Genomic DNA, 18,602 nt, shown 5'->3' with positions numbered 1-18,602 from the left:
CCGGGAAGAGGCCCGTGCTAACGCCGCAATATCGCGGAGTGACATCCGACGCCTTCCCGGCTGAAGTCGGTCCCACAAGGTGCATGCGATCAGTCAGTAGGACCGGCTTTAGCCGGGAAGAGGCCCGTGCTAACGCAGCAATATCGCGGAGTGACATCCGACGCCTTCCCGGCTGAAGCCGGTCCCACAAAGTGCACGCGGTCAGTCAGTGTGACCGGCTTTAGCCGGGAAGAGGCCAGCACTAACACCGCAATATTGCGCCGTGACGCCTGACGCCTTCCCGGCTGAAGCCGGTCCCACAAAGTGCACGCGGTTAGTCGGTGGGACCGGCTTTAGCCGGGAGTAGGCCAGCACTAGCACCGCAATATTGCGGCGTGACGCGGCTGAAGCCGGTCCCACATGTGCACGCGGTCCCACAAGGTGCATGCGGTCAGTTAGTGGGACCGGCTTTAGCCGGGAAGAGGCCAGCACTAGCACCGCAATATCGCAGCGTGACGCCTGACCATCAACCTCGCGGTCCGCTGTAGTCCTTAGCCCACTGGGCCTGCGCCACCAAGTGCGCCTTGAACCGGTCGATCTGCTCAACGACCCGCACCGGTGACGTCCCGCCCCAACCGCTGCGCGCCGCCAGTGCGGCCTCCAGTGTCAGGTTCTCCAGGACCTCCGGCGTCAGGCGCGGGTCGGTGTCGGCGAGCATTGCCGGCGTCAACTCAGGCAGTCCAATGTTCTGCGCCTCGCACAGCTGCACCAGTTGTCCTGTGATCTCGTGGGCTTCCTTGAAGGGCACGCCGCGTACGGCCAGCCAGTCGGCGACTTCGGTGGCCAGGGTGAAGCCCAGTGGCGCCTGCCGCAGCAACTCGTCCTTGCGCACCTTCATCGTCCGTACCATGCCGGCGAACGCCGGGAGGACCAGATTCAGCGTGTCCAGGGCGTCGAATATGGCGTGCTTGTCTTCGCTCAAATCGCGGTTGTACGACAGCGGCTGCGCCTTGAGCACCGACAAAATGGCCGTCAGCGAGCCGATCAAACGGCCAGATTTTCCCCGGGCCAGCTCGGCGATGTCCGGGTTCTTTTTCTGGGGCATGATCGAGCTGCCCGTTGCGTAGGCATCGTCCAGCTCGACCCAGCGAAACTGCCGCGACGTCCAGATGCAGAACTCCTCGGCCATGCGCGAAATGTTGATCCCCAACATGCTCGCGCAGAACAGGAACTCGGCCACGTGATCGCGACTGGCCACGGCGTCGATGGAGTTTTCACACGGGCCGGCGTAACCCATCTCCGCCGCCGAGCGATGAGGGTCGCGGGCGATGGCGGACCCGGCCATGGCGGCGGCGCCAAGGGGGGAAAGGTTGAAGCGCTGATCCCAGTCCTGCAGACGCTGGATGTCACGATGAATCGCCTGGGCATGGGCCATCAAATGGTGACCGAACACGATCGGTTGCGCTTGCTGCAAGTGGGTGAAACCGGGCGCAATCGTTTCGACATGCGCCTCGGCCTGACTGACCAATGCCTGCTGCAGATCGAGGATGGATAAGGTCAGCACACGGATCCGGTCGCGCAGAAACAGGCGCATGTCATTGGCCGTCTGGTCGTTGCGCGAACGCCCGGCGCGAAGCTTGCCGCCCAGCGCGCCGAGGCGTTCGGTGAGCAGTCGTTCGATGAAGGTGTGCACGTCCTCGTCGGCGGGAATCGGCTGGATCTTGCCGACGGCGAAGTCCTCGTCAATCGATTGCAGCGCGTCGATGATGCGCTGGGTTTCCCCTGCGTCCAGTAAGCCTGCGCGTTCGAGCTCATGGGCGTGGGCCTTTGAACCCGCGATGTCGTAGGGCGTCATGCGGAAATAAACGGCAGGTGAGCGTGACAGGTTAGCCATCGCTTCGGCCGGCGCGGACTTGAAGCGTGCGCCCCAGAGACGCTCAGTTGCATCGGACATATCCATTCCCCCTCAAACGTGATTGCTGGCGAGCCAGGCGTCGACGACGTCGGGGGATCCTAGAAAAAACCGGCAACTGGTGAAACATCACAAATGGCAAGTCGGGTTGGCAGAAATGGAAAGCTGCGGTATTCGATCGCTATAAAGCCGTGCGGAAGTGACCATTTTCCATACTGCATTGGCCGGAATGTGTTGAAGTGGCGTCGATTGCAATGCCCGCTGTTTCCCTTCGTCGACCTATTCGCAGGATGCGCCCATGACTGATTTCTTATCGCTTTATCAAAATCTCGGCTGGACCTTGTCAGCGCTGGTGATGCTGACGTTTCTGCTGGCGGGGACGGTCAAGGGCGTGATCGGCATGGGCCTACCGACGCTGGCGATGGGCTTGCTTGGCGCTATGATGCTGCCGACCCAGGCGGCGGCGCTGCTGCTGATTCCATCGACCCTGACCAACCTCTGGCAGTTGGCAACCGGCGGGCATCTGCGCAGGCTGTGCGCACGGTTGTGGCCGCTGCTGCTGATGATCGCCATCGGCACGATGCTCGGTTCATACGCGCTGGGGCTCGGCACCGGGCATGGCATGGCGAAGGCGCTGGGCGGCGCGCTGTTCGTCTATGCGCTGTGCGGCCTGTTTCTGCCCACGCTGACGGTGCCGCCTGCTGCCGAGCGGTGGCTTGGGCCATTGTGCGGATTCATCACGGGCCTGGTCACTGCGGCCACCGGGGTTTTCGTCATTCCGGCGGTGCCCTATATCCAGGGGCTGAGGCTGGACCGCAATGAACTGGTGCAGGCGCTGGGGCTGTCGTTCACCGTCTCGACCCTGGCACTGGGCGCGGGCCTGTTCTGGAACGGCGCAGTGGGCAGCGCCGAAATGGGCGCCTCGTTGCTGGCGTTGTTGCCCGCGCTGCTCGGCATGATGTTCGGTCAGTGGCTGCGTCAACGCATCAGCGCGTTGCTCTTCAAGCGGATGTTCTTCATCGGCATGGCGCTTTTGGGCACGCACCTGATGATCGCTGGCTGATCGACAGACGTCGGCGTGTCACCGCCTGTAGCGGCCGTAGAAATTCACTAATACCTGTCCGATTCGTGATGTTGGCGCAAATGTATTTTGCTCCCTGGCGGCTTACTCCTGCCTTGTCCTGCCGATATCCTGCCGTCCATTCCCATTGATGCTCCTCAATCCGGCTGCGCCATGGGCGGGCCGATTGACACGGACGAGGCTTGATATGAAAAAAGTACTGTTTCTCAACGGCGGCAAACAATTCGCGCACTCTGACGGCCGTTACAACACCACGCTGCACGAAGCCGGGCTGGCGCTTCTGGACCATGCCGGTTTCGATGTGCAGCAGACGTTCATCGATGGCGGCTACGACGTGGCAGAGGAAGTGCAGAAATTTCTCTGGGCTGAGGTCATCATCTGGCAGATGCCAGGCTGGTGGATGGGCGCCCCGTGGACCGTGAAAAAGTACATCGATGAAGTGCTGACCGAAGGTCACGGCAGCCTGTACGCCAACGACGGTCGCACTCGCTCCGACGCATCGCAGAAGTACGGCAGCGGCGGCTTGCTGCACGGCAGGCAGTACATGATTTCGGCCACCTGGAACGCGCCGCAGCAAGCCTTCGACGACCCGTCGGACTTCTTCGAAGCCAAGGGCGTCGATGCCGTTTACTTCCCGTTTCACAAGGCCAACCAGTTCTTGGGCATGACCGGTCTGCCGACCTTCCTTTCGGTGGACGTGATGAAGAGGCCTGACATCGACGCGGACGTAAAACGTTACGAAGCGCATCTGGCAGCAGTGTTTGGGATCTGAGCAGCAGCGAGCTTCAAGCTTGCGTGCCGCTTTTGCGCGCGAGCGCGCTAATATCCGGCCTCTTGTGAGCGGGAGACAACAGTGAAAGCCAGGTCAGATGAGTTGCAGGTGTTTGTCACCGTGATCGAAAGCGGTTCGATCTCAGCCGCTGCCGAACAGGTCGGGCAGACGCCTTCGGCCATCAGCCGGACGTTGTCGCGACTCGAAGGCAAGCTGGGCACAACACTGATCAACCGCACGACGCGGCGTATGGACCTGACCGAGGAGGGCAAGTTTTTCCTCGAACGGGCCAAGCAGATTCTGGATCAGATGGAAGAACTGGAAGCGCGTATGTCGGTGCGCCAACAGACGCCGTCGGGTCGCCTGCGTATCAACGCCGCGTCGCCGTTCATGTTGCATTCCATCGTCCCGTACGTCGCCGAGTTTCGTGCGCTGTATCCGGATATCCAGCTGGAGCTGAACAGCAACGATCTGATCATTGATCTGTTGGAACAGAGCACGGATGTGGCGATCCGCATTGGCGCTCTGGCCGATTCAACCCTTCATGCCCGCCCGCTCGGCAGCAGTCCGCTGAACATCCTCGCCAGCCCTGAATACCTCAAAAAGCACGGTACGCCGAAAACCGTGCCGGCGCTGAGCGGCCATTCGCTGCTCGGCTTTACCCAGACCGAAACCCTCAATCACTGGCCGTTGCGCCATGCCGACGGGGATCGGCTGTTCATCCAGCCGACCGTCTCGGCTTCCAGCGGCGAAACCTTGCGGCAATTGGCGTTGGCGGGGGAGGGCATCGTGTGCCTTTCGCACTTCATGACCCATGAAGACATCCGACAGGGACGTCTGAACGTGATTTTGCCCCAGGCCAACAGTGGCTATCGCCAGCCGATCCACGCGGTGTACTACCGCAACTCGCAGCTGGCGTTGCGGATTCAGTGCTTTCTGGATTTCATCCAGGAGAAGCTAGCGGAGTACGCCGCCTGAGCGTCAGGCCTCGCCAGCGCCACTGAATTCCGCGCGCAACATCGCCACAAACGCCTCGCGTGCCGGGTGGTGCTCGGCATTCTCGTGCCAGTAAAACAGGTTGTCGATGGAGGTCAGTTCAGGAAATTCATAACCGACCCAGCCCGAGCCTTTCTGGTACTGCTCGTAAACCCCTTTGGGCACCAGCGCCACGCCAGCGCCTGCACTGACGCAACCGACGATCGTGCCGTAATTGGCGATGCTGACGATGGGTTGCGCCTGGCCATTGTGCTGCAACCAGCGTTCCAGCGCCGCGCGGTAGGGGCAGCCTTCGGGCCACATGAAGATGGATTTGCCCTGCAGATCCGCCGCGCTACGTATCGGCCCCAACGACTCGGCCGCGATCAGCACAAGGTCCTCCCGGTACATGGACGTGCGTTTGAGCCGAGGACGTTTGACGTCGATGGCGACAATGGCGCCGTCGAGCTTCTGGTTGAGCGTCGCTTCGAGCAGCTGCGTGCCGGTGCCGGTCGTCAGTTCCAGCGACACCTGCGGATAACGCGCATGAAAGCGCGCCAGCAGCCGCGGTAGCCGCGCCGTGGCCGAGGACTCGATGGCGCCAATGCGCAGCGGCCCCGACGGCGCCGCATCCGGATGCACGGCGCGTTTGGCTTCCTCGGCCAGGCTCAGCATCTTGCCTGCGTAGGTCAGGAAGATTTCTCCTGCCGGGCTGATGCGCAGGCCGCGCCCCTGACGGTAGAACAACTCGGTGCCCAGTTCGGCCTCAAGCGCCTTGAGGCGCGCGGTGATGTTCGACGGCACGCAGTGCAACATCAAGGCTGCACGCGCAATGCTGCCGGTGTCGGCAACAGTCTTGAACATGCGGATCTGAGCCAGTTCCATTCATCACCCAAAGTGAGGGGTTGAGTCATTATTGTTCGGTTGTGGTGAGCATAAGTTGTTTCGATACTCGCAGCCATGGGCACGCACCGGGCTTGCCGACAAGGAGTATGGATATGAGCGTCGCGGGTGAACCCGTTCTACATGCGGATGCAACGGCTGATGCCGGGCTGCCTTGGCAGGGCGTGAAAGTGGCGCTCGCGACGTTCTTCGTGATCGCCTGCTGGGGGTTCTCGCCGACCGGCATTCGCATTGGTCTACAGGCCTACGATCCCGGGCATCTGGCGCTGCTGCGTTTCCTGATCGCGTCGGTCTTCATGTTGCTCATCGCCTCCTCGCTGCGCATCTCGTTGCCGCGTCTGCAAGACCTGCCGTTGCTGGCGGTGCTGGGTTTTTTCGCCGTCAGCCTGCACCACATCGCACTCAACTTCGGCCAGGCAGGCGTCAGTGCCGGGGCGTCCAGCGTGCTGGTGCAGTCAACACCCTTGTTCACAGCGTTGCTGGCGCATTTCCTGTTCAAGGAGCGGGTCAGCGCCTGGCGCTGGGGCTGCGTTGCACTCGGTCTGGTGGGCGCGGCGATTGTCGTCACCGGTGATCGTGGCATCGGTCATATGGATGCGCGCGGGCTGCTGATTCTCGTGGCGGCGTTTTCCTGGAGCGTGTATTTCACTTTGCAAAAGCGCCACAGCCATCGGTATGACGGCCTGACCATGGTCTGTTACACGGTCTGGGCGGGCACGGTTTTCCTGCTGGTTTACTTGCCTGGGCTGATCGGCGAAATCGTCAATGCGCCGCTGCGGGCCAATGTGGCGGTGGGTGTGTTGGGTCTGTTCCCCAGCGCGCTGGCGTATTTGGCCTGGGCCTATGTCTTGAAGCACATGGACGTCAGCCGCGCCTCGATGAGCTTGTACCTCACGCCGCCGATGGCCATCGCCATTGCCTCGGTGATGCTGGGCGAGATGCCGTCGGCAACGGTGATCGTGGGTTCGATGGTGGTGCTGGCCAGTGTTCTGGCCTTGAACCTGCGGCGGGAGAGGGCGGTGGTGTTTCCCGTCGTGCAGAAACATTCGTGATCGCAGCGCAAGAGTCATTTGGCCCCGCGTGCCTTTTTCACAACGAATGACAGGCCGATACTCGCTCCCACATTCACGCCACACGGGAGTGACCCCATGAACATCTTCATCACTGGCGCCGCAGGCTTCATCGGTGGCTCCATCGCAACCGGTCTGCTCAACAAAGGCCATCACGTTACCGGTCTGGTGCGCAGCGCCGAGCAGGCCGCTGAGCTCACGTCGCTCGGCATCGTTCCGGTCATCGGCACTCTGGACGACGCGGTCATTCTGACCGAGCAGGCCCGCAAGGCAGACGGCGTGATCAATGCGGCGAGCAGCGACCACCGCGGCGCGGTCGAGGCGTTGATCGCCGCGTTGCGCGGCACCGACAAGCCGTTCCTGCACACCAGCGGTTCAAGCATCGTCGGCGACGCCTCGGGCGGCGAAGGTTCGGACAACCTCTATTACGAAGGGCAACTGCCGACAGCCACGCCGGACAAGGCCGCCCGGGTGGCCATCGATGACCTGGTGCTGGCGGCGGCGAAAGACGGCGTGCGGTCGGCGGTGCTCTGCAATTCGCTGATTTACGGCCACAGTCTGGGCGTCCACCGTGACAGCGTGCAATTGCCGCGACTGATCAAACAGGCGCGCAAGAGCGGTGTGGTGCGTCATGTCGGCTCGGGCGGCAACATCTGGTCGAACGTTCATATCGAGGACGTCGTCGAGCTCTACGCGCTGGCCCTTGAAAAGACGCCGGCCGGCACGTTCTATTTCGTGGAGAGCGGCGAGGCTTCATTCCGTGACATGAGTAACGCCATTGCAGAGGCACTGGGCCTGGGTCCGGCGCAGGACTGGCCACTGAAGGACGCCGAAGCTGAATGGGGCTACGAAATGGCCAACTACGGTCTGGGTTCAAACAGCCGCGTGCGTGGCAAGAATGCGCGGGAGCTGCTGGGTTGGGTACCGAAAAACACGTCGGTGCTGGACTGGATCAAGCACGACATGGTCAAGGGCTAAGCGCAGCTGTTCGAGCGCATCCGCCCATGGATGCCACGGCCACCTGCGGGTGGCCGTTTGCGTTTGCGGGAAGTTTCATCATTAATGGGCAGCCGGACCGTTAGTCTCTTCAGCCTCCAGACAGCCCATCAGTAACAAGCTGTCGCATTTGTCATCAAGGAAGCCCCATGCGTGCAGTGACCTTTAAAGCCCTTGCTCTGTCGGTGATCTTCGCCGCAAGTTCGCCGGTATATGCCGTCGTGCTGGAAGGCGGCGCCGTGGCGTCCCCGGACCAGTACGGTGCTCAGGTTGCTGCGCAGATTCTCAAGAAGGGCGGCAACGCGGTCGATGCCGCTGTGGCCACGGCCTTCACGCTGGCGGTCACCTACCCGGAGGCGGGGAACATCGGCGGGGGTGGCTTCATGACCCTGTTCATGAACGGCAGGCCGTACTTTCTCGACTACCGCGAAGCCGCGCCGAAAGCGGCCACGCGCACGATGTACCTGGACGAAAAAGGCGAGGTGATCCCCGGCATGAGTCTGGTCGGCGCGCGCGCCTCTGGCGTTCCCGGCACCGTGATGGGGCTGTGGGAAGCGCATCAGAAATTCGGCAAGCTGCGGTGGGCAGAGCTTCTGGCCCCTGCCATTGGCTACGCTAAAAATGGCTTCACGGTCGCCGACAAGCAGTACATGTATGGTGCCGAAGCGATCAAGCAACTCAACGGCAAGACCAACTTTGCCGACTACTTCGGCAACATGAAGGCGGGCGAGACGTTTCGTCAGCCGGAGCTGGCCAAGACCCTTGAACGCATCGCCAACAAGGGCGCCAACGAGTTTTACCAGGGTCAGACGGCAGACCTGCTGGTGGCGCAGATGCAGCACGACAACGGCCTGATCACCCGGCAGGACCTGCAGGATTACAAGGCGATCTGGCGCAAGCCGCTGCACGTGAATTTCAACGGCAACACGCTCTACACCGCGCCGCTGCCCAGCTCCGGCGGCATCGCGCTGGCGCAACTGCTTGGCATGAAGCAGCAGCTGTCCGACGACTTCAAAGACGTGCCGCTTAATTCGGCGCGCTACATCCATTTGCTGGCCGAGATTGAAAAGCGCGTGTTCGCCGATCGCGCCAACTACCTGGGCGATCCGGACTTTTCGGTGGCGCCGGTGAGCCAGTTGACCGATTACGCCTACCTGGCCAAGCGCGCCCATGAGGTCAATCCAACGGCGATCTCGCCCACAGAGAACGTCAAGGCCGGGCTTGAGTCGCACCAGACCACGCACTTCTCCATCGTTGATGCCAAGGGCAATGCGGTCAGCAACACCTACACCCTGAACTGGGATTACGGCAGCGGCGTGGTGGTCAAGGGCGCAGGCTTCTTGATGAACGACGAGATGGATGATTTCAGCGCCAAGCCGGGCGTTGCCAATGCGTTCGGCGTGGTGGGCGGTGATGCCAATGCCATTGAGCCTGGCAAGCGCATGCTGTCCTCGATGAGCCCCAGCCTGGTCACGCGCGACGGCGCAGTCACGCTGGTGTTGGGCACGCCAGGCGGCTCACGGATTTTCACCACTGTGTTCCAGGTGCTGAACAACATTTACGATTTCCACATGCCACTCAAAGACGCCGTTGCGGCGCAGCGGGTTCATCATCAGTTGCTGCCCAAGGACACGATCTATACCGAGAAATTCGCGCCGCTCGCGGCCCCTGTGGCCAATGAGCTGACGACCATGGGCTACACGCTGAAGGATCAGGGCTGGTCCATGGGCAACGTGCAGGCGATCAAGATCGACGGCACGAAAGTCGAAACCGCGTCCGATCCGCGTGGGCGAGGCGTGGGGATGGTGGCGAAGTAACAGCTGCCCCCCGTGGGAGTGAGCTTGCTCACGAAGGCGTCAGATCAGGCAAACACGATCGCCTGTTGCGCCCCTTTCGTGAGCAAGCTCACTCCCACAGGTTGGCGTTGATGCGGACCAAGGTCAGTTGCCCTTGGCCGGCGATCATTCCCACGCAGAGCGTGGGAACGATCACATGACGGGGTGAGCCTTAATGATGCTCCCGCGTTGCGCGGAATTTCACGTCGGGCCAGCGTTCTTCCATCAGGGCCAGATTGACCCGCGTCGGCGCGAGGTAGGTCAGGTGACCGCCGCCGTCCACAGCCAGGTTTTCCACCGCCTTGTTCTCGAATTCCTCGAGCTTCTTCTTATCGCTGCACTCGATCCAACGCGCCGAATAAACAGTGATCGGCTCGTAGGCGCATTCGACTTTGTATTCTTCCTTCAAACGGCTGGCGACCACATCGAACTGCAGCACACCGACGGCGCCGAGGATGATGTCGTTGCTGCGCTGGGGGAAGAACACCTGGGTGGCGCCTTCCTCGGCCAGTTGCTGCAGACCCTGGCGCAGTTGCTTGGACTTTAGAGGGTCCTTCAGGCGCACCCGGCGGAACAGCTCCGGGGCGAAGTGCGGAATGCCGGTGAAGCTCAGCGCTTCGCCTTCGCTGAACGTGTCGCCGATCTGAATCGTGCCGTGGTTGTGCAGGCCGATGATGTCGCCGGCGTAGGCTTCTTCCAGCTGTTCACGCTCGCTGGAGAAAAACGTCAACGCGTCGCCGATGCGCACATCCTTGCCAGTGCGCACATGGCGCATTTTCATGCCCTTGTCGTACTTGCCCGAGCAGATGCGCATGAACGCGATGCGGTCGCGGTGCTTGGGGTCCATGTTCGCCTGAATCTTGAACACGAAACCGGCGAACTTTTCCTCGACCGGCTCGACCGTACGTTCGTTGGCAACGCGGGGCAGTGGCTTCGGTGCCCAGTCCACCACGGCATCAAGCACGTGATCGACACCGAAGTTGCCCAGCGCCGTGCCGAAGAACACCGGGGTCAGTTGGCCGTCGAGGAATTCCTGCTGGTTGAATTCATGACAGGCGCCTTGCACCAGTTCCAGCTGGTCGACAAAGCGGTCGTATTCATCACCCAGATGCGCGCGTGCTTCGTCCGAGTCGAGCTTCTCGATGATTTTGACGTCGGTGCGCTCATGACCGTGACCGGCGGTGTACACGATGATGTAGTCATCGGCGAGGTGATAGACGCCCTTGAAGTCGCGGTAGCAACCGATCGGCCAGGTGATCGGCGCGGCCTTGATTTTCAGAACCGCTTCGATCTCGTCGAGCAGTTCGATAGGGTCGCGAATGTCCCGGTCCAGCTTGTTGATGAAGCTGACAATCGGCGTATCACGCAGCCGGCAGACGTCCATCAGCGCGATGGTGCGGGGCTCAACGCCTTTACCGCCATCGAGCACCATCAGCGCCGAGTCGACGGCGGTCAACGTGCGGTAGGTGTCTTCGGAGAAGTCTTCGTGGCCCGGGGTGTCGAGCAGGTTGATCATGTGATCGCGATACGGGAATTGCATGACCGAGGTGGTGATGGAAATACCGCGCTGTTTCTCCATTTCCATCCAGTCGGAGGTGGCGTGACGGTCGGATTTGCGCGACTTCACGGTACCGGCGACGGAAATGGCCTTGCCCATCAGCAGGAGCTTTTCGGTGATGGTGGTCTTACCCGCATCGGGGTGGGAAATGATGGCGAAAGTGCGGCGTTTCGCGACTTCGGCGGCCTGTCTGGTCATGGGAAATCGCCCGAGAGGTGATTCAAAAAAGGGCGCCGATTATAGCCCAAACCAAAGCAATAACCGAACCGTTCAGACAATAAAGGGTGGCCAGATGCCCCCTCACGTGGGAACCTTTGCGGTTAAGGAGACGTCCATTCCCAGGTATCGAAAGACGCCAAGGGTTGCAAAATCAGCAAGTTAGCTTGACGAAGCTGCGCTCATGGCTTGTGTTTTCGCCGAGGCTCCCGCCTTTCCGGCGACCCACCCGCTGCTCTTCGCGGACGTTCGCGTGCTGCCTGAAAAGGCCAGTCCCACGCCTGACGTTCGCCGACTGAAATAAGGAGTCCGCCCGTGGCAAATCGCTATGGCAAGGGGCTGTTGGGAGGTGTGATTGTCATCGCACTCCTGGCCCTGCTGGTCCAATGGATCGGCATCAGTACCATCCGGCAATATCAGGATGACCTGCTGTTTTATCTGCAAGCCCATGTGGTGCTTGTGCTGGCTTCGATGCTGGCGGCATTGGTGGTCGGAATCCCGACCGGCATTGTCCTGAGCCGACCGACCATGGTTGGCCGTGCCGAACGCTTCATGCAGATCTTCAATATCGGTAACACCGTTCCTCCTCTCGCCGTGCTGGCCATCGCTCTGGGTATTCTGGGCATCGGCAGCGGTCCGGCGATCTTCGCTTTGTTCCTCGCTTCGTTGTTGCCCATCGTGCGCAACACTTACGAAGGCCTGAAAAACGTTCAGGGTTCCCTTAAAGAAGCCGCTCGCGGCATCGGCATGACACCTCGCCAGGTGCTGTGGCGTGTCGAGCTGCCCAACGCCGTGCCGATCATCATCGGCGGGGTACGTGTGGCGCTGGCGATCAACGTCGGGACCGCACCGCTGGCGTTCCTCATTGGCGCGAACAGCCTGGGCAGCCTGATTTTCCCCGGTATCGCCCTGAACAATCAGCCGCAACTGGTGCTGGGCGCCGCGTGTACCGCGTTGCTGGCGCTGTTGCTTGATGGCGCCGTGACCCTGGCAAGCCGTCTCTGGCTGGAACGCGGCCTGGCTCGATAAGTCGAGCCCCGCTGAGAAAGGAATTGGTATGAAGAAGTTATGCACATTAATCATGGGCGTCGGGATGTTGCTGTCCGGTTTCGTTCACGCCGCTGATGCAGCGGCTGAAATGCCCGTGCTGCGGATTGGCGCGCGGGTGTTTACCGAACAGACGATGCTCGCCGAACTGACCGCGCAATACCTGCGCGACAAGGGCTATCAGGTCCAGATCACCGGCGGCCTGGGCAGCAACCTGGCGCGCAGTGCTCAGGAAAGCGGCCAGCTGGATCTGCTGTGGGAATACACCGGCGTATCGCTGGTTGCCTACAACCATGTCGATGAGAAACTCGACAGCGAGCAGACCTATCAGCGCGTGAAGGAACTGGACGCGAAGAAGGGCCTGGTCTGGCTGTCCCCTTCGAAGTTCAACAACACCTATGCGCTGGCGCTGCCGGACAAGATTGCGCAGCAGTATCCGCACATCAACAACATGTCTGACCTGACCACGGTGCTCAAGGCTGAGGCTGACAAGGGCCACATCGTTGCGCTGGACACCGAGTTCGCCAATCGCTCTGACGGTCTGGTGGGCATGGTCAAGCATTACGGCATGGACCTGGGGCGTGAGAACACCCGCCAGATGGACGCGGGCCTGGTCTACACCGCGCTGCGCAACGGGCAGGTTTTCGCCGGTCTCGTCTACACCACCGATGGTCGTTTGAACGCTTTCGAACTCAAGGTGCTGGCGGACGACAAGCACTATTTCCCGGACTACACCGCTGCGCCCGTGATCCGCAAAGAGTACCTGGATAAGCACCCGGAGCTGGCCGACTTGCTCAAGCCGCTCGCTGCGCTGCTGGATAACCAGACGATGCGCACGCTGAATGCACGCATTGACGTTGACCATGAAAGTCCTACCGTCGTGGCGGCTGAATTCCTGCGCGAGCATCCGATCAATCCTTCCGCCGACAGCGTACCGGTCCCGCCGGCGCCGGCCGCAAAACAGGAGGAGAAACCATGAGTTTCCTCAGCGCTTTCTCCCATCTGGACTGGAATCAGGTCATGCACCTGACTCTGCAACACATCACCCTCGTCGGCATTGCGGTGACGCTGGCTATCCTCGTCGGCGTGCCGCTGGGCGTGTTGATGACGCGCTTCCCGACCCTTGCCGGGCCGTTGCAAGCCAGCGCCACGGTGCTGCTGACCATCCCGTCAATCGCCCTGTTTGGCTTGCTGCTGCCGTTCTACTCCAGATTCGGTCAGGGCCTGGGCCCGATGCCGGCGATCACCGCAGTGTTTCTCTATTCGCTGCTGCCGATCATGCGTAATACCTACCTGGCGCTGACCGGCGTCGAGCCCGGCATTCGCGAAGCCGCCAAGGGCATCGGTATGACCTTCGGCCAGCGCCTGCGCATGGTCGAGCTGCCGATCGCCGTCCCGGTGATCCTCGCCGGCGTACGCACCGCCGTGGTCATGAACATCGGTGTCATGACCATCGCCGCCACCATCGGCGCCGGCGGTCTGGGCGTACTTATCCTCGCTTCCATCAGCCGCAGCGACATGTCGATGCTGGTCGTCGGCGCCGTACTGGTCAGCATCCTGGCCATCTTCGCCGACCTGCTTCTGCAATGGCTGCAACGCTCGCTGACTCCAAAAGGACTCCTGAAATGATCGCCAAACAAATGATTGAGCTGCAGAACCTCACCAAGACTTTCCAGAGCAACGGCAAGGAAGTGAAGGCTGTCGATTCAGTGAGCCTGACCGTCAACGAAGGCGAGATCTGCGTGTTCCTGGGCCCGTCGGGTTGCGGCAAAAGTACAACGCTGAAAATGATCAACCGGCTGATCATGCCGACCTCCGGCAAAGTGCTGATCAATGGCGAGGACACGACCGGGCTGGACGAAGTCACCCTGCGCCGCAACATCGGCTACGTGATTCAGCAGATCGGTCTGTTCCCCAACATGACCATCGAAGAAAACATCGTCGTGGTGCCCAAGCTGCTGGGCTGGGACAAGCAGAAATGCCACGACCGCGCCCGCGAACTCATGAGCATGATCAAGCTGGAACCCAAGCAGTATCTGCATCGCTACCCACGCGAGTTGTCGGGTGGGCAGCAGCAGCGGATCGGGGTGATTCGTGCGCTCGCCGCAGACGCGCCTCTGCTGTTGATGGATGAACCGTTTGGGGCGGTCGACCCGATCAACCGGGAGATGATCCAGAACGAATTCTTTGAAATGCAGCGCGCGCTGAACAAGACCGTGATCATGGTCAGCCACGACATCGATGAAGCCATCAAGCTGGGTGACAAGATCGCTATCTTCCGCGCTGGCAAGCTGCTGCAGATCGACCACCCGGACACGCTGCTGGCGCACCCGGCGGACGATTTCGTCAGCAACTTCGTGGGTCAGGACAGCACCCTCAAGCGACTTTTGCTGGTCAAGGCAGAGGACGCGGCGGACAACGCGCCGTCCGTCAGTCCGGAAACCCCGGTCGCCGATGCACTGGAAATCATGGACGAAAACGACCGCCGCTACGTGGTCGTCACCGACGCCGAGAACAAAGCGATGGGCTACGTCCGTCGCCGCGACCTGCACCGTCAGACCGGCACATGCGAGCAATTCTTGCGTCCGTTCAATGCCACCGCAGCCTTTGATGAGCACCTGCGCATTCTGCTGTCGCGCATGTACGAGTTCAACCGCTCGTGGCTGCCGGTGCTGGACGCCGAGAATGTGTTCCTGGGTGAAGTGACGCAGGAGTCGATTGCGGCTTACCTGAGCTCCGGCCAGTCGCGCGGGATGAAGACCAGCATCGTTTCGCCGGCGGAGTTGGTGGAGCAGGCGGCCGCCAACTAACGTGGATGGCCCGGGTGCGCTGGGTGCCTGGGCCGCTGTTGACGGTAGCGTCGTTGATTCGTAAGCGGGGACAAGTCAGCTTCCTACCAACCTGTTTAAAAAATTAGGGTTCTTGTCCAGACTCCTTCAAAACCTCGATCTTCCGTTTAGATGTGTGTCGTTCAGGTTTTTCCAAACTGGAAGGAGGGTCCGGTCATGCGTCAGTTTGTTGAACTGTCGTCCAGTTGGGTCAATGTGATTCGATAGTTTCTTAATTCATTACCTTCAGCGACATACTCCTTACTGAAATAGCGATAGATTGCTCCCTTCACTTTTATGCCTACTCCATTGGATGTGTCTTGGATGTGAACATTTTCCAACGTGCTGTCCGTAATCATGAATTCGCTCGCGTTGTTGAGTTGTTCGAGTACGTCTGAATCATCGCCTTTTAGCGGTTTGCTGATAAAAAAACGCAAGGTGTCCGCGTCAGTAGCCATCGCGCCATAACGGGTAATGTACAGCCAGTCCCCCTGCGGGAGCTGTCGTTTCAAAACTATCTCGTCAGCGTCGCTTCCGAATTCAAAGAAATCGCCGAATGAAGCATTGAAAATCAAAATCGCTACAAGCATCCAGAATGCATGTTTGTAGGTGAGTTTGAGTTTAGTATCCTTTGGATTTTGCATACAAGATCCCCATTTTTATCCACCTCTGGTCTTTAGGGTCATCCCCGTATGGAGGAAGCCAGAACCAATAGCCCCAATTGTGATCAATCTTTTGTGTCTTCGCTTGCTTTTGGGCATATCCGGCCGCTCTTAGTAAAAGCTGCTCGCTCAGCTGCCCGGCTGTACCGACGGCACCGTAGTGAAAGTTTCCGAAATCTTCCCAAGCAGGATTTTGCTGCTTGTAATCCCACGGGCTGCGATTACGAACCTTGTAGTAAAACCAACTCATGAATGCCCCCGTGGCAGGATCTCGGTTCCATTGCTCATTCGCGATCTTCATGTTGACGTCCACATTTACACCCGGAGGAATGATATCGGGCATTTCGTAATTCATTTTTTGCTCCTGCAAGTTGGCTTGCGAATTACGAAAATATCTTGTTGCTGATGGCATCCCAGCCGCCGGCAATCTGGCCCGCGGTCTGTCCCGTCTGTCGACTTTGCTTTGCATAAATAAGCTGAATTCTTCCATAGTTTAGCGCAACGAGTTCGCTCGGAAAGCTGCTTTCATGATCACCGTTGCCTAGTATTGTGAAAGAACTGATGATGACCTCTTCTAGTTTTATTTCGAGGTATTTGACTTTTGGATCTCCCGCACGGAATAGATGCACGGATACCTGTTTAAAGTGCTTTCCGCTACAGCACGCCTCATGAAGTTTAGGCGTTGCATTGTCAACCGCTTTTCGAACAAGCATATCGCTCATATAAGCCCGGCCTGAAGTCGCACCGCCAGCTGAGGTCGATGTTGCGGAAGCCGTTTGGCTGGCAGAGAGATCGAAATCTTGAAGTTCTATCCAGTTTTCATACCCCTCGGAGAGCGTTTCGCCTGGAACACCCTCAATCTGTAAATAGGCATCTAGTGACATGGTCAATTCCTCGATAAGTTTAGATCTTTGATGGTTGAGGGCATTTACTTCATTGCGGCGACCGCACACTGAATGCAGTCGACGATTCGGTCGCGCTTCAGATTAGGGACGTACCGGAAGTGACGTAGCTGCTGTAGTGCTGGCACAAATCATCCATGACCCGAGTCCCAAGTAGGTGCTTCGCGACGTGCCGTGTTCGTAGCGAGGCCGAATGATGTCGAGCCTAACGGCCGGGGGCTGTTGCTGATCTGGAAGGAGGGAAGCACGCCGCGAAGGGTGTTTCTGAAGATCGCGTAGCCGGCGTCTGACAGAGCGGTAGCCCTCATCCCAAATGCGCATTTGCCCTGCTGGGGGAACATCACCCTGTCACATCGGTCGGTTACTACGGGTTGATTGAATGGGCGTGGATTCCCGTCTGGCAAAAACGGGCAGAAACGCGACATTTTTAGTTGATCTCCGGTCCCTCAGGTCCTACAGTTCGCGCCGAACGTCCATGCTGGAAACGATCCATCCGGCTCAAGTACTGACGACGAGACAGCAAGGCCAACCGTGGCGTATCACCGGGTGGCCTTTTTGCTTTCGGCCGAGCAGCCTTGGGAAGTAGGCGAACCAAAGTGGGGATACGGAGGACGTTCAGGAGCCACGCGCTCACACCCATTGTTTTTTACCGTTTGCCAACAGGAGTCCCCGCATGTCGATCCAGGTCGAAGACTATTTCGAGAAAAACACCTTCGCAAAAATGAAGGCGTTTGCCGACACGCAAGAAACCCCGTTCGTGGTCATCGACACCGCGATGATCAGCAAGGCCTACGACGACCTGCGTGCAGGCTTCGAATTCGCGAGCATTTACTACGCCGTGAAGGCCAACCCGGCGGTCGAAATCATCGATCTGCTGAAGGAGAAGGGCTCCAGTTTCGACATCGCCTCGATTTACGAGCTGGATAAGGTGATGGACCGCGGCGTCAGCCCGGATCGCATCAGCTACGGCAACACCATCAAGAAATCCAGAGACATTCGCTACTTCTACGAGAAGGGCGTGCGCCTGTTTTCCACCGATTCCGAAGCTGACCTGCGCAACATCGCCAAGGCTGCGCCGGGCGCCAAAGTGTACGTGCGCATCCTCACTGAGGGTTCGACCACCGCTGACTGGCCACTGTCTCGCAAGTTCGGTTGCCAGACCGACATGGCCATGGACCTTCTGATTCTTGCCCGTGAGCTGGGCCTGGTGCCTTACGGCATTTCGTTCCACGTCGGTTCGCAGCAGCGTGACATCAGCGTCTGGGACGCCGCGATCGCCAAGGTGAAAGTGATCTTCGAGCGTCTGAAAGAAGAAGACGGCATCGTCCTCAAGCTGATCAACATGGGCGGTGGCTTTCCGGCCAACTACATTACCCGCACCAACAGTCTGGAAACCTACGCTGAAGAAATCATTCGCTATCTGAAAGAAGATTTCGGTGATGACCTACCGGAAATCATTCTGGAGCCGGGCCGTTCGTTGATCGCCAATGCCGGTATCCTGGTCAGCGAAGTGGTGCTGGTTTCGCGTAAATCCCGCACGGCCGTCGAGCGTTGGGTGTACACCGACGTGGGCAAATTCTCCGGCCTGATCGAAACCATGGACGAAGCCATCAAGTTTCCGATCTGGACCGAGAAGAAAGGCGAAATGGAAGAAGTCGTCATTGCCGGTCCTACCTGCGACAGCGCTGACATCATGTACGAGAACTACAAATACGGCCTGCCGCTGAACCTGGCGATCGGCGACCGCTTGTATTGGCTGTCCACCGGCGCGTACACCACCAGTTACAGCGCGGTTGAGTTCAACGGCTTCCCGCCGCTGAAGTCTTTCTACGTGTAAACGTCAGTGGTAACGAGAAAACGGCACCC

Annotated in this window: 17 protein-coding genes; 11 read left to right on the top strand and 6 right to left on the bottom strand. The window is 59.6% G+C overall.

From position 1 onward, the window contains the following. Positions 1 to 505: 505 nt before the first annotated feature. Positions 506 to 1,933 (bottom strand): argininosuccinate lyase, encoded by a 1,428-nt coding sequence (gene argH, locus VF672_RS16050; RefSeq protein ID WP_331105546.1) that lies wholly within the window; start codon positions 1,931 to 1,933, stop codon positions 506 to 508. A 256-nt stretch (positions 1,934 to 2,189) separates the two neighbouring features. On the opposite strand from argH, the gene VF672_RS16045 reads away from it, so the two are divergent. The 3 genes from VF672_RS16045 (at position 2,190) to VF672_RS16035 (ending at position 4,722) form a co-directional block, all read left to right on the top strand. Further along, positions 2,190 to 2,954, top strand: coding sequence for a sulfite exporter TauE/SafE family protein (locus tag VF672_RS16045; RefSeq protein ID WP_331105545.1), 765 nt, complete (start codon positions 2,190 to 2,192; stop codon positions 2,952 to 2,954). Between the two features lie 205 nt (positions 2,955 to 3,159). Then, positions 3,160 to 3,744 carry an NAD(P)H-dependent oxidoreductase gene (locus VF672_RS16040; protein WP_331105544.1) on the top strand — a complete coding sequence of 195 codons (585 nt, stop codon included), beginning with the start codon at positions 3,160 to 3,162 and terminating at the stop codon, positions 3,742 to 3,744. 81 nt (positions 3,745 to 3,825) lie between these two features. After that, positions 3,826 to 4,722 carry a LysR family transcriptional regulator gene (locus VF672_RS16035; RefSeq protein ID WP_331105543.1) on the top strand — a complete coding sequence of 299 codons (897 nt, stop codon included), beginning with the start codon at positions 3,826 to 3,828 and terminating at the stop codon, positions 4,720 to 4,722. A 3-nt stretch (positions 4,723 to 4,725) separates the two neighbouring features. On the opposite strand, the gene VF672_RS16030 is transcribed toward VF672_RS16035, so the two are convergent. Then, positions 4,726 to 5,604 (bottom strand): LysR family transcriptional regulator, encoded by an 879-nt coding sequence (locus VF672_RS16030; RefSeq protein ID WP_331105542.1) that lies wholly within the window; start codon positions 5,602 to 5,604, stop codon positions 4,726 to 4,728. A gap of 113 nt (positions 5,605 to 5,717) precedes the next feature. On the opposite strand from VF672_RS16030, the gene VF672_RS16025 reads away from it, so the two are divergent. From VF672_RS16025 to ggt, 3 genes are all read left to right on the top strand, one after another. Then, positions 5,718 to 6,674, top strand: coding sequence for a DMT family transporter (locus VF672_RS16025; protein WP_331105541.1), 957 nt, complete (start codon positions 5,718 to 5,720; stop codon positions 6,672 to 6,674). 96 nt (positions 6,675 to 6,770) lie between these two features. Next, positions 6,771 to 7,670, top strand: coding sequence for an NAD-dependent epimerase/dehydratase family protein (locus VF672_RS16020; RefSeq protein ID WP_331105540.1), 900 nt, complete (start codon positions 6,771 to 6,773; stop codon positions 7,668 to 7,670). 167 nt (positions 7,671 to 7,837) lie between these two features. Next, a complete protein-coding gene (gene ggt / locus VF672_RS16015) occupies positions 7,838 to 9,505 on the top strand; it encodes a gamma-glutamyltransferase (protein ID WP_331105539.1) in 1,668 nt (555 codons plus the stop codon). A 190-nt stretch (positions 9,506 to 9,695) separates the two neighbouring features. Here the strand turns inward: ggt and VF672_RS16010 are convergent, their stop codons facing one another. Further along, the gene (locus VF672_RS16010; RefSeq protein WP_331105538.1) at positions 9,696 to 11,279 is read right to left on the bottom strand and encodes a peptide chain release factor 3; all 1,584 of its coding nucleotides are present in this window, start codon (positions 11,277 to 11,279) and stop codon (positions 9,696 to 9,698) included. A 333-nt stretch (positions 11,280 to 11,612) separates the two neighbouring features. Here VF672_RS16010 and VF672_RS16005 point away from each other — a divergent pair, with 333 nt between their 5' ends. The 4 genes from VF672_RS16005 to VF672_RS15990 are packed head-to-tail and all read left to right on the top strand — an operon-like array spanning position 11,613 to position 15,154. Then, the gene (locus VF672_RS16005) at positions 11,613 to 12,326 is read left to right on the top strand and encodes an ABC transporter permease (protein ID WP_331105537.1); all 714 of its coding nucleotides are present in this window, start codon (positions 11,613 to 11,615) and stop codon (positions 12,324 to 12,326) included. A 28-nt stretch (positions 12,327 to 12,354) separates the two neighbouring features. Next, positions 12,355 to 13,323 (top strand): glycine betaine ABC transporter substrate-binding protein, encoded by a 969-nt coding sequence (locus tag VF672_RS16000; RefSeq protein WP_331105536.1) that lies wholly within the window; start codon positions 12,355 to 12,357, stop codon positions 13,321 to 13,323. Beyond that, positions 13,320 to 13,973, top strand: coding sequence for an ABC transporter permease (locus tag VF672_RS15995; protein WP_331105535.1), 654 nt, complete (start codon positions 13,320 to 13,322; stop codon positions 13,971 to 13,973). The genes VF672_RS16000 and VF672_RS15995 overlap by 4 nt, the downstream gene beginning before the upstream one ends. 11 nt (positions 13,974 to 13,984) lie before the next feature. Then, on the top strand, positions 13,985 to 15,154 hold the full coding sequence (locus VF672_RS15990; RefSeq protein WP_331105560.1) for an ABC transporter ATP-binding protein: 1,170 nt from the start codon (positions 13,985 to 13,987) through the stop codon (positions 15,152 to 15,154). 200 nt (positions 15,155 to 15,354) lie between these two features. On the opposite strand, the gene VF672_RS15985 is transcribed toward VF672_RS15990, so the two are convergent. Genes VF672_RS15985 through VF672_RS15975 form a run of 3 tightly spaced genes read right to left on the bottom strand, consistent with a single transcriptional unit; the run spans position 15,355 to position 16,718 of the window. After that, on the bottom strand, positions 15,355 to 15,816 hold the full coding sequence (locus tag VF672_RS15985; protein WP_331105534.1) for a hypothetical protein: 462 nt from the start codon (positions 15,814 to 15,816) through the stop codon (positions 15,355 to 15,357). Next, positions 15,794 to 16,189 (bottom strand): polymorphic toxin type 44 domain-containing protein, encoded by a 396-nt coding sequence (locus VF672_RS15980; RefSeq protein WP_331105533.1) that lies wholly within the window; start codon positions 16,187 to 16,189, stop codon positions 15,794 to 15,796. Before VF672_RS15980 ends, VF672_RS15985 begins: the two co-directional genes overlap by 23 nt. Before the next feature lie 28 nt (positions 16,190 to 16,217). Then, entirely contained in the window at positions 16,218 to 16,718 is a 501-nt protein-coding gene (locus tag VF672_RS15975; protein ID WP_331105532.1) for a type VI secretion system tube protein Hcp, read from the bottom strand. A 691-nt stretch (positions 16,719 to 17,409) separates the two neighbouring features. Here VF672_RS15975 and VF672_RS15970 point away from each other — a divergent pair. Continuing rightward, positions 17,410 to 18,573, top strand: a complete 1,164-nt coding sequence (locus tag VF672_RS15970; protein WP_331105531.1) for a type III PLP-dependent enzyme — start codon at positions 17,410 to 17,412, stop codon at positions 18,571 to 18,573. The last annotated feature ends 29 nt before the right edge of the window (positions 18,574 to 18,602 follow it).

Origin of the sequence: Pseudomonas sp. (assembly GCF_036387035.1) — a bacterium.
In the GTDB taxonomy this organism is placed as follows: Bacteria; Pseudomonadota; Gammaproteobacteria; order Pseudomonadales; family Pseudomonadaceae; genus Aquipseudomonas.
This window is presented reverse-complemented; position numbering and strand designations above follow the sequence as displayed.